Annotated in this window: 13 protein-coding genes; 10 read left to right on the top strand and 3 right to left on the bottom strand. The window is 57.2% G+C overall.

Going from position 1 to position 13,450, the window contains the following annotated elements; genetic code table 11:
- The first annotated feature begins 2 nt into the window (after window positions 1–2).
- From RA28_RS07130 to RA28_RS07145, 4 genes are read left to right on the top strand one after another with little or no spacing between them, the layout of a single operon-like run.
- Window positions 3–1,295, top strand: coding sequence for a glutamine synthetase family protein (locus RA28_RS07130; protein WP_039525080.1), 1,293 nt, complete (start codon window positions 3–5; stop codon window positions 1,293–1,295).
- A 1-nt stretch (window position 1,296) separates the two neighbouring features.
- The gene (locus RA28_RS07135) at window positions 1,297–2,007 is read left to right on the top strand and encodes a type 1 glutamine amidotransferase (RefSeq protein ID WP_039525083.1); all 711 of its coding nucleotides are present in this window, start codon (window positions 1,297–1,299) and stop codon (window positions 2,005–2,007) included.
- A complete protein-coding gene (locus tag RA28_RS07140; protein ID WP_052261321.1) occupies window positions 2,008–2,814 on the top strand; it encodes an IclR family transcriptional regulator in 807 nt (268 codons plus the stop codon).
- 4 nt (window positions 2,815–2,818) lie between these two features.
- Complete coding sequence (locus RA28_RS07145) at window positions 2,819–4,171, top strand: aminotransferase class III-fold pyridoxal phosphate-dependent enzyme (RefSeq protein WP_039525089.1); 1,353 nt, start codon at window positions 2,819–2,821, stop codon at window positions 4,169–4,171.
- A 12-nt stretch (window positions 4,172–4,183) separates the two neighbouring features.
- On the opposite strand, the gene RA28_RS07150 is transcribed toward RA28_RS07145, so the two are convergent.
- Window positions 4,184–4,654, bottom strand: coding sequence for a MarR family transcriptional regulator (locus RA28_RS07150; RefSeq protein ID WP_052261322.1), 471 nt, complete (start codon window positions 4,652–4,654; stop codon window positions 4,184–4,186).
- Window positions 4,655–4,762: 108 nt separating this feature from the next.
- Between RA28_RS07150 and RA28_RS07155 the strand changes: the two genes are divergently transcribed.
- The 6 genes from RA28_RS07155 to RA28_RS07180 all read left to right on the top strand — a co-directional run bounded on the left by RA28_RS07155 (window position 4,763) and on the right by RA28_RS07180 (window position 10,194).
- Complete coding sequence (locus RA28_RS07155; RefSeq protein WP_039525092.1) at window positions 4,763–5,152, top strand: 5-carboxymethyl-2-hydroxymuconate Delta-isomerase; 390 nt, start codon at window positions 4,763–4,765, stop codon at window positions 5,150–5,152.
- On the top strand, window positions 5,149–6,657 hold the full coding sequence (gene hpaE, locus RA28_RS07160; RefSeq protein WP_039525097.1) for a 5-carboxymethyl-2-hydroxymuconate semialdehyde dehydrogenase: 1,509 nt from the start codon (window positions 5,149–5,151) through the stop codon (window positions 6,655–6,657). Before RA28_RS07155 ends, hpaE begins: the two co-directional genes overlap by 4 nt.
- 84 nt (window positions 6,658–6,741) lie before the next feature.
- On the top strand, window positions 6,742–7,725 hold the full coding sequence (gene hpaD / locus RA28_RS07165) for a 3,4-dihydroxyphenylacetate 2,3-dioxygenase (protein ID WP_039525102.1): 984 nt from the start codon (window positions 6,742–6,744) through the stop codon (window positions 7,723–7,725).
- A 13-nt stretch (window positions 7,726–7,738) separates the two neighbouring features.
- Window positions 7,739–8,593, top strand: a complete 855-nt coding sequence (locus tag RA28_RS07170; protein WP_039525105.1) for a fumarylacetoacetate hydrolase family protein — start codon at window positions 7,739–7,741, stop codon at window positions 8,591–8,593.
- On the top strand, window positions 8,590–9,390 hold the full coding sequence (gene hpaH / locus RA28_RS07175) for a 2-oxo-hept-4-ene-1,7-dioate hydratase (RefSeq protein ID WP_039525109.1): 801 nt from the start codon (window positions 8,590–8,592) through the stop codon (window positions 9,388–9,390). The genes RA28_RS07170 and hpaH overlap by 4 nt, the downstream gene beginning before the upstream one ends.
- A 12-nt stretch (window positions 9,391–9,402) precedes the next feature.
- Window positions 9,403–10,194 (top strand): aldolase/citrate lyase family protein, encoded by a 792-nt coding sequence (locus tag RA28_RS07180; RefSeq protein WP_039525112.1) that lies wholly within the window; start codon window positions 9,403–9,405, stop codon window positions 10,192–10,194.
- 30 nt (window positions 10,195–10,224) lie between these two features.
- On the opposite strand, the gene trhA is transcribed toward RA28_RS07180, so the two are convergent.
- Window positions 10,225–10,893 carry a PAQR family membrane homeostasis protein TrhA gene (gene trhA, locus RA28_RS07185; RefSeq protein ID WP_039525118.1) on the bottom strand — a complete coding sequence of 223 codons (669 nt, stop codon included), beginning with the start codon at window positions 10,891–10,893 and terminating at the stop codon, window positions 10,225–10,227.
- 108 nt (window positions 10,894–11,001) lie between these two features.
- Window positions 11,002–13,365, bottom strand: a complete 2,364-nt coding sequence (locus tag RA28_RS07190; protein WP_039525121.1) for a fatty acid cis/trans isomerase — start codon at window positions 13,363–13,365, stop codon at window positions 11,002–11,004.
- Between the last annotated feature and the right edge of the window lie 85 nt (window positions 13,366–13,450).

Raw genomic sequence — 13,450 nt, forward strand, 5'->3', positions numbered from 1 at the left:
CCATGTCGAACCGTTTGCGTGCCCTTTTCATTGACCACCTGTCGATCCCGCGCGGAAAATACATGCCCGCCAGCAAAATCGGCGACGCATCGACGCGCTTTGCTCGGGCAACGTTTGGTGTTCATTACGACCGCGACCTGCTGCTTGACGCGCCACATGCGCAGGTCCGCGAAGGGGCTCCGGATATGGAGTTGCGCTGGCGGGGCGAGGAGGTACGTCAGGGGTGGGAGCCAAATACCTCTGTCGTGGTGGGTGATTTGTACGATGCGGATGGAAGCCCGTTATCGCTTTGCCCGCGCGGCGCATTGAAACGCGCGGTGTCCGATTGGGAAAAACACGGTTTAAAACCGATGCTGGGGATCGAACTTGAGGCATACGCGCTGCAAGGGGGCGAGGATGGCCGCCTGCGGCCCTACGATGCGCCGGGCGGCGGAGTTTACGGCACCGGGCCTTTCGCCGATCCGATGCGGATCAACGATGTGATCTGGAACAAGGCGTTGGAAATGGGTTTCCGTCTTGACCTGATCACGGCTGAATTCGACAGTCCGCAATTCGAATACACTCTGACCTTCGACGATGCGCTGAAGGCCGTGGACGACATCGTACTGTTCCGCCTGATGGCTCGGGAAATCGCATTGGATCACGGTATCGTTCTGACTTTCCTGCCAAAACCGCTTTCGGAACTTGGCGGGTCAGGGATGCATATCAATTTCTCGTTTCAGTATGCCAACGGAAAAAATGCGTTGGCAACGGGGGAAGTCGGTGGACCCGATCACCTGAATGACCTGTCCCGCGGGTGCCTGGCGGGTCTGGTGCACCATCACGAAGGGCTTGCTGGACTGATCGCACCAACAACAGGATCATACCGCCGGCTGCAACCGTCATCCTTGTCGGGGTATTGGAAAAACTGGGGCGGCGACCATCGCGGTGTAACAACCCGCGTGTCCGGCGAAGGCGGCGCGAAGGCACGGTTGGAACACCGAATGGCCGACGCCAGCGCAAATCCCTATACAGCCGCGGCTGCCGTGTTACAGGCCGCCCGGCTTGGGTTCGAAGGAAAGTTTGACCTGCCCCCGATCGAGACCGGAGACGGGTTCGATACCGTTGACGCCCGAACAGGCACTGCGGCCAATTTGCGCAAAGCCATACAAGACCTTGAAACCGATACAGCTTTGGTCGATGCGGTTGGGCGCGAGTTGGTCGAAAACCATGCCTTCATGAAAGAACGGGAATTCCGTAAGACGCGCGAACTCGAGCCTGACGCTCTGCTGGACTTCTACGTGTGGTTTGTCTGAGATGAAACTTGCGACCCTTGTCACAAACACGGATTTCAGCGCCTTCGCCAAGGCGCGCCCGTTGGATGACGAAAAGTTTGCGGCGCTGATTGCCGAGGTGCGACCTGATTGGGACGTCACGGCGTTTTGGGTCTGCAAGGGCGAATTTCCCGACGACATCGCGGCGTATGATGGCGTGATGATCACCGGCAGCCCGGCCTCTACAACAGAAAACGCGCCTTGGATGCAAAAGCTGGAAACCCTGGTCGAAGAGATTATCGAGAACAAAATCCCCTTGTTCGGCGCCTGTTTCGGGCACCAGATCATCGCCAAATCCCTTGGGGCACCCATTGTGCGTAACCCGGAAGGGTGGGCGCATGGCCGGATTGAAACTCACAGGGTTGCGCAGAAGCCATGGTCACTGCCTCAAAAGGACTTGCATCTTTATGGCTCGCATATCGAGCAGGTCGGCGCGCTTCCGCATGGGGCGGACCGTGTGTTTGAAAGCGACGGTTGCCCGATAGCAGGTTTTTCTATTGGAAACAAAGTTTTGACAGTGCAACATCATCCAGAAATGACAGCCGAATTCATTGCGGACTTGGTTGAAGAATATGCCGATCATGTTGGCTTCGACGTCACCAAACGCGCCCGCCGATCCATCGAAGCGGGTCCCGCCGATCGAACAGCATTTGCGACGGAAATCGCAGCATTCTTTGAGCATGGGGTGCGTTAGATGGGTACGATCACAAAAGCGCTGGACCTGCTTGGGCTTTTCGCCCGTGATCGTGCCGAAATAGGGCTGGGCGAGTTCGTGCGCCTGACGGGACGGGACAAGGCAACCGTTCATCGCCACCTGACCGAATTGGCCGAGAACGGTTACCTGGAACAGCATCCCGAAACGCGCGCCTATCGTTTGGGTCCGGCCTTGTTGCGCCTGTCAGCGCTGCGAGAGGTGCTGTTCCCGGTGCGGAAACTGTTGCAACCGATTGTTTTTGATCTGTCCGAAACGGTTGGCGAGTTGGCCCACGCCAGCCTTTTGCAGGGCGAGGCATTGTCGCCGGTCGCTCATTCGGACCCGAGTTTGCACGGGGTACAGGTGAACTTCGACATTGCCGAGATGTTGCCTTTACACGCCACTTCCTCCGGTATCGCCGCCCTCGCGTTTTGCCCGGATGAGTTGTTGGCAAAGGTGATGGCCCGGCCGTTGTCCAAATACACTGATCGTACGATTGCCGACCCTTCCGCACTGCGGGAAAAAGTGGGTGTCACGCGCCGGTACGGTGTGTGCACGGTGACGGGGACGTTCGACGAAGGCGTCAGTTCGGTTGGTGCCCCGGTCTTTGGCGACGGCGGGCGCGTTGCAGGGTCGCTTGCGGTCGCCGTCCCAAGCGCTCGTGCCACACCCGAAAAATTACGCGATATCGCGATTATCCTTTTGAAAGAGGCTGATCGGGCCTCAACCGCCCTGGGTGGGGTATTTCCAAAGACGTTTGATGCTCTGCCGGAAAACTGGGCTGACGAAACCACAGCAAACAGGTGATCTCATGAAGGATAGCAATTTCCTGAAAGAAAACAACGCCCGCCACCTGTGGCATCCGATGGCGCATCCGGCGGATAGCCTTGCAAACCCTCCCGAGATCATTGTTGGCGGGGACGGCGTTACCATTACAGACGTTGATGGCCGCACAGTTGTCGACGGGGTGGGCGGCCTGTGGAACGTCAATCTTGGGTATTCCTGCCAACCTGTGAAAGATGCGATCCGAGACCAGCTTGATCGCTTGCCCTACTATTCGATTTTCCGTGGAACGACCAATGATCTGGTTATCGAGCTCAGCTGGATGCTGCGCGAGTTCTTTGCGCCGGATGGCCTGTCGCGCGCGTTTTTCACATCCGGTGGTTCGGATGGCGTTGAAATCGCTTTGCGTCTGGCCCGGCAATACCACAAGGTTCGGGGCGAGGCCGGGCGCGTCAAGTTCCTGAGCCTGAAGAAAGGATATCACGGGACACACACGCTTGGGGCTTCGGTCAACGGAAACGCGAATTTCCGTACCCAGTACGAACCGCTGATGCCCGGCTGCCACCATATTCCTTCGCCCTATACGTACCGGAATCCTTTTGACGAAACCGATCCGGAACGGCTGGCCCAACTTTGCCTTGCAGCGTTGGAAGACGAGATCAAGTTTCAGGATCCCTCGACCATCGCTGCGATGATCATGGAACCGGTTCTGGGTGCAGGCGGTGTGATTCCGCCGCACGAAAGCTTTATGCCCGGCGTCCGCGAGATCTGTTCGAAATACAGTATCCTTTTGGTCGCCGATGAGGTCATCACCGCCTACGGTCGCACCGGGGCATGGAGCGGGTCGCGTCGCTTTGGCGTGCAACCGGACATGGCAGTAACGGCCAAGGCAATCACAAACGGATATTTCCCCTTTGGCGCGGTCATGATCAGCGATGCGGTTTCTGAAGTCTTCGAAAGTGACACTTCGGGAAAAGGGGCGATCGGGTCAGGCTATACCTATTCTGGCCATCCGGTCGGTGCAGCGGCGGCGATTGCCTGTCTGAAGGAAACAGAGCGGTTGAACGTCAAGGACAACGCTGCCGCCCGAGGCCAGCAGCTTTTTGAGGGGCTCAAAAGACTGGGTTCCAAATACGATCTCATTGGCGATGTGCGGGGCGGGTACGGCTTGATGTGTGCGCTTGAACTGGTTTCGGACCGCGCGACGAAATCTCCGATCGGCAAAACCACGATCGGGAATGTTCAAAAGACAGCTTACGATGCGGGTGCAATGGTACGTGTGTCCGGAAACAACATCATTTTGTCGCCTCCGCTTATTCTTGAAGAAGATGACGTGGAAACGATTGTGTCGGCTTTGGATCGGGGGCTTAAAGCCGTTTGAGCCTCACCGAGGCTACGGTTGCTCATCCTCAAGGCTGCGCACCAGTTTTTGCAGCAAGGCCACCAGCGCATCGTGATCCTTGTCCCCCAGAACGTCGCGAAAAAGCGCCGCAATTTCGCTGGCTTCGGACAGGTGGTCATTGATGATGGACTGCCCCTTGTCCGTGATGTTGATGTGCTGTCTGCGGCGGTCATTGGCGTCCGTCTCCCGCACGAGATAGCCACCGGTTTCCATCGATTGCACAATACGGCTTAGGCTCGCAGGCAAAAGGGCTGCGTGTTTGGCCAGGTTGCCGGCGTCCATTTTGCCGTGCTCGCTGAGAACGCGCAAAACGCGCCATTGCTGTTCGGTTATTCCGGCGCGAAGCAGCATTTTTCGTATTGGCGCCATGACCGCCTCGCGGGCACGGATCAGAGAGACGGGCAACGAGTCTCCGGTCGATGGTAACACGTTGGGTGTTTGGCTGTTCGGTGCAAGGTTCATTGTGGGGGTCCTGAAAAGAATAACATGTTAAATAAATCATTTGACTCGCCGCTGCAACATCCGCTAGTGAGTGTATTAGTTAACATATCAAAGAAATTCGGTGAAGCCATGCCGCACATTCACATCGAATATTCCGGCAATCTGGAACAGGTCGTGGATATGACTGCCTTGTGCGAAGCGTTGCGCAAGGAAGCCGTCTACATCGATGCGCTACCGATGCCCGGTGTGCGCGTAAGGGCCAGCCGGGTCGATCACTACGCAATTGCGGACGGGAACCCGAAGCACGGGTTTGTCGATATCTCCGTGCGTTTGCGAGAGGGGCGACCAGAAGATGTGAAGCAGGATGTGATCGCGCGCATTTTCGAGGCAGCACGGGTCTTTCTGCACTCCGCGATGGACACGCATTCCATCGGTTTGTCTGCGGAGTTGCGCGAGATCAACGCGGGCCTTTCACCAAAATGCGGAACCATCCGCGAGCATCTGGAGGACAGTGTATGAGCATTCTCGACCAGAACATCCAAAAGCTCCAGAATTTGCTTGAGAGGTTCCGTTCCGACGGTATCCCGAACAGGATTGCAGGCGAGGACCGTGCTGGATCGGCCGGCAGTTTCGACAATACCTCACCGGTCGACAAAAGCCTGATCTGCCGAGTCGCCCAAGGCAACGCAGACGACATTGATGCCGCGGCCAACGCTGCGGCGGATGCGTTTGCCCAATGGCGGGATATGGCGGCCACCGAGCGGCGCAAGATCCTGATCCGGGTGGCCGAAGGCATCGAGGCTCGGGCGGAAGAAATTGCTCTTTGCGAATGCTGGGACACCGGGCAAGCGTTGAAATTCATGTCCAAGGCTGCATTGCGCGGGGCCGAGAATTTCCGGTACTTCGCAGATCAGGTGGTGCAGGCCCGCGATGGCCAGCACCTGAAGTCCCCGACGTTGATGAACATCACGACTCGCGTGCCAATAGGCCCTGTGGGGGTGATCACGCCATGGAATACGCCGTTTATGTTGTCCACATGGAAAATCGCCCCGGCTTTGGCTGCAGGGTGTACCGTGGTTCACAAGCCGGCTGAGGCCAGCCCGCTCACAGCCCGCCTGTTGGTGGAAATCGCAGAAGAGGCCGGGCTGCCCAAGGGCGTATTGAACACAGTAAACGGATTTGGCGAAGAGGCGGGTAAGGCCTTGTGCGAACACCCCAAGATTCGTGCTATCGCGTTTGTCGGCGAAAGCCGGACAGGTAGCCTGATCACCAAACAGGGCGCCGACACGCTCAAACGCAATCATCTTGAACTGGGGGGCAAAAATCCTGTCATCGTCTTTGATGATGCGGACTTGGACCGGGCCTTGGATGCCGTGATCTTTATGATCTATTCGATCAATGGAGAGCGGTGCACTTCGTCCTCACGCCTGTTGGTCCAGGACACGATCCGCGAAAATTTCGAGGCCAGATTGGTGGAGCGGGTCAATAGAATCCGCGTCGGGCACCCGCTCGACCCCTCGACCGAGGTTGGCCCGTTGGTGACACAGGAGCATTTTGACAAAGTCACCTCGTATTTCGACATCGCAAGGCAGGATGGCGCGACGGTGGCCGCAGGCGGTGAAGTGATCGGCGAGCAAGGTTACTTCGTGCGCCCCACCTTGTTCACCAACGCCAACAACCAGATGCGGATCGCACGAGAAGAAATCTTTGGGCCCGTGCTGACGTCCATCCCGTTTTCGACCGAGGAAGAGGCCCTGCAAATCGCCAATGACACGCCATACGGGCTGACCGGGTATGTGTGGACCAACGATCTGACGCGCGCGCTGCGCTTTACCGACCGGCTGGAGGCGGGAATGATCTGGGTGAATTCCGAGAATGTCCGGCACCTGCCGACACCCTTTGGCGGGGTCAAGGCATCCGGTATCGGACGAGACGGCGGTGACTGGTCGTTCGAGTTTTACATGGAGCAAAAGCACATCGGCTTTGCAACCGGCCAACACAAGATCACGCAACTTGGGGCCTGAACCGAACCACCGCAAACGCGTAAACTCATATCTGTTGGCACGTGCCAAAGCCATCCGACACACTGATTTCGATAGGAGTACACCATGCCAGTTCCCACTCCGAACCTTTACCCGGATTTCAATACGATCCGCCTTAGCCACGTTTGCCTGAATGTCAGCGATCTGGCCGCGTCCAAGGCGTTTTATGTTGATATGTTCGGCTTGCAGGTGACGGAAGAAACTAGCACTCATCTGTATCTGCGCGCGCTGGAAGAGCGGGGTCACCACAGCGTCGTTTTGCAGAAGTCCGACGCGCCCGGCACGGTTGAGGTGATGGGGTTCAAGGTTTTTGACGCGGATGATCTGGATCGCGCCGAAGCGTGGTTCAAATCAAAAGGTCGCCCGACACATTGGATCGAACGCCCGCATCAGGGCCGGACATTGTTGACCTCGGACAACATCGGCATTCCGCTGGAATTCTATCAAAAAATGGACCGGCTGCCGACGATCCATCAGGAATATGCACGTTATCACGGTGTGCGGCCCCTGCGGATTGATCATTTCAACTGCTTCAGCCCGAATGTGGACAAAAGCGTCGCTTTCTACAACGACATGGGGTTTCGCGTTACCGAATATACGGAAGACGAGGACAGCAAGCGCCTTTGGGCGGCGTGGCTTCATCGCAAGGGCGGCGTTCACGACATGGCGTTCACCAACGGGACAGGACCGCGGATGCACCATGTGGCGTTTTGGGTTGCCAATCCGCTTCACATAATTGACCTGTTGGATGTCATGGCGACAACGGGTTACGTCGGCAATATCGAACGGGGTCCGGGACGGCATGGCATCTCGAACGCATTCTTTCTGTATATCCTTGATCCTGATGGTCATCGGATCGAGATTTACAGTTCCGACTACCAAACGCTGGACCCCGATCATGAGCCGCTGAAATGGGATCTCAAAGACCCACAACGCCAGACCCTTTGGGGCGCACCCGCCCCGCGCAGTTGGTTCGAGCATGGAACCCAGTTTGTCGGCGTCGACACGCAGCAGGCCGAGCTTGCGGCGACCCCAATCGTCGCGCCCTGACAAGGAGTTGCAGATGCGATTTGCCACCTTTTCCGCAGACGGCGAAACATTTTTTGGCAGCATCACGGACGAGGGCGCCATTGCACTGAACAGCGCGTTTCCGAGCCGAGGCTCGCTTTACGATGTCATAGCAGCGGGTCAGTTTGATGCGTTGGCAGATGCGGCCAGCGGAAAACCGATCACGCATAAAGACTTTGCCTATGAGATGGTGATGCCCGATGCGCGGCGTATTCTGTGCGTCGGCGTGAACTTTCCGGATCGCAACGCCGAGTACAAGGACGGCAGCGCGCAGCCAGAGTACATGTCGTTGTTCCCGCGCTTTGCCAGCGGGTTCACAGGCCATGATCGCCCCTTGATACGTCCACCGGAAAGTCAAAAGCTCGATTATGAAGGTGAAGTTGCGATTGTGATCGGCAAAGGCGGACGTCGCATTTCCCAAGCCGATGCTTATGGCCACATTGCCGCTTTGACATTGTGTAACGAGGGCACGATCCGTGATTGGGTGCGCCACGCAAAATTCAACGTGACGCAGGGCAAGAACTGGGACCGTTCCGGCGCCATGGGTCCGTGGCTGGTCCCCTTTACGGACGCGTCGCAATTGGACGAGGCGCGCCTCACAACCCGCGTGAATGGCGAGTTGAGGCAGGATGACGTCCTGTCCCGCATGATGTTTCCGATCCGGCGAGAGATCGAGTATATCTCGACCTTCATGACCTTGCTGCCCGGAGATATCATTGTAACAGGCACACCGACGGGCGCGGGCGCACGGTTCGACCCGCCCAAGTTCTTGCAGCCCGGCGATGTCGTCGAAGTTTCGGTTGAAGGCATCGGCACCTTACGCAACACGGTCGAGGACGAGCCCGGATGACCCCCGAAGATCACACACGCGCTGCCGCTGATCTGATGGCAGCCGAGCGGGAAGGGCGGCAGATCGGATTGCTGAGCCTTCGCCATCCCGATATCGGTATGGATGACGCCTATGCGGTGCAAAATGCCATCTACCGCGCCAAACTGGCTGAAGGACGCAAGGTGATCGGTTGGAAAATCGGGCTGACCTCAAAAGCGATGCAATACGCATTGAACATAGACATCCCCGACAGCGGTATTTTGTTCGATGACATGATCTTCGAAACCGGTTCAACTGTACCTGACGGCCGTTTCATCCAGCCCCGTATTGAAACCGAGATCGCCTTTGTCATGAAGGATGCCCTGGGCGGTGCGGACGTGACGCGCGATCAAGTTCTGGCCGCGACCGATTACGTTGCCCCATCGATCGAGATTCTCGACACCAGAATTCAACGCGTCGATCCGCAAACCGGAAAAGCCCGAACCGTTTTTGATACCATCAGTGACAACGCCGCCAATGCTGGCCTTGTACTGGGAGCTGAAAAGCACGATGTAGACGCCTTTGACCTGCGATGGGTTGGCGCGCTCACCTTTCGAAATGGCGAGATCGAAGAGACCGGGCTGGGCGCTGGGGTGCTGAACGATCCCGTCGAAAGTGTGGCCTGGCTGGCCCGTCGCATGGCAGACTATGGGCAGAGCATCGAGCCCGGTCAGGTGATCCTGTCGGGCAGCTTTATCCGGCCTGTGGAATGCCCATCGGGTACCGCGATCCATGCGGACTTTGGCGGTTTTGGGTCGGTAAACATAGAATTTGAATGAAGGAACACTGAAATGCCCGCTCCGCACAACCCACTGAAGGCTGCCCTTAAGGCCGGACAGCCCCAATTTGGCTGCTGGCTTGGCTTGGCGAACGCGTATGCTGCGGAAATCGCGGCCACCGCCGGGTATGACTGGTTGCTGGTTGATGCCGAGCATGCGCCGAACGACCTGCGTTCGGTGCTTGAGCAGGTACGGGTCGTCGAAGCCTCTCCCAGCCACCCTGTGGCCCGCCTTCCGATTGGCGAGGCGTGGATGATCAAGCAATTCCTGGACGCGGGCGTTCAAAGCCTTTTGGTGCCCATGGTCGAAAGCGGCCAACAGGCCAATGACCTTGTCCGCGCTGTTCGCTACCCGCCTGTGGGTGTGCGCGGCGTTGGCTCTTCGATGGCGCGGGCGTCGCGGTTTTCGGCAATCCCGGACTACCTCACGACGGCGGATGACCAGATTTGTTTGCTGGTCCAGGTCGAAAGCCGACTGGGTATGGACGCTTTGGATGATATTCTGGCGACCGACGTGGACGGTGTTTTCATTGGTCCGGCTGATCTGGCGGCAGATATGGGGCATTTGGGAAATGCGGATCACCCAGACGTGGTGCAAGCGATCCGGGATGCCTTGGGCCGGATCGTATCTGCAGGCAAAGCGGCAGGTATTTTGACACTCGACACCGAGATGCAGCAAAACAGCCTTGAATTGGGGGCAACGTTTTTGGCCACAGATATCGACGTCTTGGTGTTCGCTAAGGCAATCCGCGGCGCCGCCAAGTCGGGCAGGGCGCTTGTAGAGGGCATTTCCAGAGAAAAGTGACGGGTTGCGCCACGCGTCTGTGGGCGCGTGCTAGGCCTGCAACTCAGGCGCAAGGGCGATCCGAGCGGCCACAGCGATAAAGAACAGAACGCTGCCTGTCAGGACAAAGACGTGCCAGATCGTGTTGTGAAACGGCAACCAGTGCATCAGGTAGAATGTAATGCCGACGGTGTAAACAAGGCCGCCGCCGATCATCAACGCAACGACAAGCGTTGAAAGTTCCGACAACATCGGTTGCCCGGCCCAGATGACCGCCCAACCCATCATTACATACAGCGCCAGACCGAACCACCTGAACCGGTTTGGGTCCATCATCTTCAAAGCTGATCCGAGTGTTGCAGATGACCAAAGCCCGATCAAAAGCCCCGGCGCCTGCACCCCGGATAGCAACAGGAACGGCGTGTAAGTGCCTGCAATTTTGATGTAAATCCCTGAATGATCAAGGCGGCGCAGCAAGCCCGACCACCGGTCGCTTTCAACCATGTTGTACAAGGCAGACAGGATCAGCATCAGAATGAGCGTGACCCCGTAAACCGAGGCGCCCAGCAATGCCTCGGGCTCTGTCCGGTGGTAGGCGGTCAAAACAACCAAAACAGGCACCGCCACAACGGCGAGGCTGATGCCCAGAATGTGAACAACACCGTCACTTACGCGCTCGGCCCGACTGTAAGCCGGGCGCATCTCTGCAAAAGACACCATACCGCTTAACCTGCGAACAATAGGAATAAGCTATGGACCTCGATGCACCGCGACAAGGCACCTACAACGCATTGTGTTCATGTGACAGGGGTTTGAAACCTAAATTGATCAGGTCGGATCGTCGTTCAGCTTGGGGTCCTTGTACCGGTTGAGGTCCAGAATGCCGGCTTGAACTGGGTCCTGTATCAAGAATTTTGCATTCACCATGTCACTTGTTGACCAGAAGTCAGGGCTTGTTCTGCGTAAGCCATAGGTGGCCACCACATTTAGCCAGTCGCCCTGCGATCTGACGGCGGTCAATGCGTCGGTAAATGACGTCAATTGATCTTCGGGGACCTTGAAGAAGAAGTTGGGGTAACTTGCGAACAAGCCCGGCAAGATCGTCAAAACGTCCGCTTCAGGATTGCGCCTTGCCGCTTCGTCGAACAGGAACGCCACGTTGTAGTGAGCCTTGTCATGGGCCAGAGAAAAGAGCTTGGGCTCACCCTGTCGCGTTTCGATGACAAGAATCGATAGATCAGGAAGGAACTTAACCCAAGGCCCGGTCTGGCTTGCGATTTCCCGCAAGGGTTTCAGCAAGGCTTCTTGACCATCGACCTCGCAATCTACATTTGCGCACCTGTTGATCGGATCAGTTTCAGGCCATAACCCGTTTCCCAGGCGCAGCAACTCAAGCAAAAATTCCTGCTTCGGGTCGCTGGTGGCAAAGTCGACACCGGACGGAAAATCATGATCCACCTGCCGACGATGCCAATACGTGTGAATCTCGGCCAACGTGCCCTGATACCACGCGGCGTGTATGTCTTGCCGGACGTCGCGGGGCATAAAGGTCAGAAACAAGTCCTCACTCTCCATCCGCAGTTCGTCCATGTAAAGGCGGGTGGAAAGTTGGTGTTCAACCCGGCCGAAAACATCGTAGCCAGCCACCAGATCATAATAGATGCGTTCAAAAATCGGATAGTCGATAACCCAGGCCGTTTCAGGAATGTCGCCGTGGAACCCTGTCATCGCCGAAGCATTGTCGAAGTGCCGGAATACGGTGATCCGGGCATCGGGGTTGGTTCCGTCCCCGTCCCAGATTGATGAATAGTCAAAGCCGGTTTCAAAAAGCGGGCTGTTCCGATAGCGGGCATCGCGGAATTTCAGATACTCAATCTGGGCCTTGTGGGAAAACTCCTGCAACTCGCCCAGAACGCCGTCATTGACCTGAGAGACCGGCAGTTCCAGATAGGTCGCACCGTCGGACAGGTAGCTGGGGTCTGTAACCGAGAGGTCGGCGTCGGGATCCAGAAAGCTCACCCAGAACCTGTCTTCGATCACGTCAACGGCGGTTTCGCCGTGACAGACCGGGCCGCGAATAAAGCTGCGCACAAAAAACAACGCATCATCCAGAAGGAACTGATAGCGGCTGCGCGCGGGGATGGCTGCGAATGTACTGAACGGGTTTCCACCCTCGGACGTGCCATAGTCAGGCAACTCGGATACCGACCAATCGGGGTTCAGGAACAAAGCCTGAAACCTTGTCATCCTGTCAGGGCTGAGATCGTAGACAAGGTGTTCCTTGTGCACGATGGTTTCATCGATGATCTGCAAGCGGTAAAAAAAGGGGTTCGCGCCGGGCGCATCAAAAGGTCGCCGGGTCGCTATGATTTCAATCTCTTCGCCCGGTGCAGTCGTGGAACGGACAAGTTGGAAGAACCGTCGTGAGTCATCCTGATCAAAGTGAAGCCGGGCCAGGAACAAGTGCTCGTACAAATAGCGGCTCATCAGCTGGCTGCGCAGGTCCGCGGCGTTCAGGAATTGCTCCCATCTGGTGATCTGATCCTGAACCGCTTCGGGCACCTCAGGCGACGCCGACGGCATCGGTATGCCTTCGCCAGCCCAGGCCATCAAAGTCTCGTACTCAGAATCTCCGAGGGGCGCGGTCCCGTAGGGCATGCCGGCCAGCGGATGGCTGTCGCGGAACGCGTCGAAGTCGGATGTTGTGGGGCATACCAATGGTCGGTCCAACGCAAGCCCTAATTCCTCGGGCAGTGGCGCGTCCGGGGTCAGCGGTGCGGCGCGACCGAGGTCTAGGTACCTTTCAAGAAGCGACGCCGAATTGCCCGGCTCTGTGACCGTATGAAACCCCAATGCCCGCCATTGCGGTACGGTCTGAGCATCAATCCCAAGACGTGTCGGCTGGGCATCGGATAGGCGCTCGGTATGGTAGACGGCTTCATTGCTGGCCCCGCGCAACAGTCCGGCAGGCGATGTCAGTTTCAGTTGGCAGGGGGCGTCATAGCAGCTGTGGCAAACAACACAGCGGTGGTCGAGGATGTCTTTTACCTGGGCCCAATTCTGTTCTTCAGCTTTGGAATTGGCATTGGTGGATTGGGCGCGTGCCGGGTTTGCGGACCCGACAGCCAGGACCAAGACCAGCGCGGAAAAGGTCAGCAACGCCCGGATACACAATGGAACAACTTTCCCCATCGGTTTTTTCCATCCTACTAAAGCCTTTACAGGTTCAGTGTTGCCCGCGCTCGGATCAAAGTCGAGTCTTGTGGCGGATGCGGTA

It is taken from the genome of Ruegeria sp. ANG-S4 (assembly GCF_000814005.1).
In the GTDB taxonomy this organism is placed as follows: domain Bacteria; phylum Pseudomonadota; class Alphaproteobacteria; order Rhodobacterales; family Rhodobacteraceae; genus Ruegeria.

Excerpts from the sequence above, each read along its gene's own strand:
- RA28_RS07130 (WP_039525080.1), top strand. The coding sequence starts at position 3 with ATGTCGAACCGTTTGCGTGCCCTTTTCATTGACCACCTGTCGATCCCG.
- RA28_RS07135 (WP_039525083.1), top strand. The coding sequence starts at position 1,297 with ATGAAACTTGCGACCCTTGTCACAAACACGGATTTCAGCGCCTTCGCC.
- RA28_RS07140 (WP_052261321.1), top strand. The coding sequence starts at position 2,008 with ATGGGTACGATCACAAAAGCGCTGGACCTGCTTGGGCTTTTCGCCCGT.
- RA28_RS07145 (WP_039525089.1), top strand. The coding sequence starts at position 2,819 with ATGAAGGATAGCAATTTCCTGAAAGAAAACAACGCCCGCCACCTGTGG.
- RA28_RS07150 (WP_052261322.1), bottom strand. The coding sequence starts at position 4,654 with ATGAACCTTGCACCGAACAGCCAAACACCCAACGTGTTACCATCGACC.
- RA28_RS07155 (WP_039525092.1), top strand. The coding sequence starts at position 4,763 with ATGCCGCACATTCACATCGAATATTCCGGCAATCTGGAACAGGTCGTG.
- hpaE (WP_039525097.1), top strand. The coding sequence starts at position 5,149 with ATGAGCATTCTCGACCAGAACATCCAAAAGCTCCAGAATTTGCTTGAG.
- hpaD (WP_039525102.1), top strand. The coding sequence starts at position 6,742 with ATGCCAGTTCCCACTCCGAACCTTTACCCGGATTTCAATACGATCCGC.
- RA28_RS07170 (WP_039525105.1), top strand. The coding sequence starts at position 7,739 with ATGCGATTTGCCACCTTTTCCGCAGACGGCGAAACATTTTTTGGCAGC.
- hpaH (WP_039525109.1), top strand. The coding sequence starts at position 8,590 with ATGACCCCCGAAGATCACACACGCGCTGCCGCTGATCTGATGGCAGCC.
- RA28_RS07180 (WP_039525112.1), top strand. The coding sequence starts at position 9,403 with ATGCCCGCTCCGCACAACCCACTGAAGGCTGCCCTTAAGGCCGGACAG.
- trhA (WP_039525118.1), bottom strand. The coding sequence starts at position 10,893 with ATGGTGTCTTTTGCAGAGATGCGCCCGGCTTACAGTCGGGCCGAGCGC.
- RA28_RS07190 (WP_039525121.1), bottom strand. The coding sequence starts at position 13,365 with ATGGGGAAAGTTGTTCCATTGTGTATCCGGGCGTTGCTGACCTTTTCC.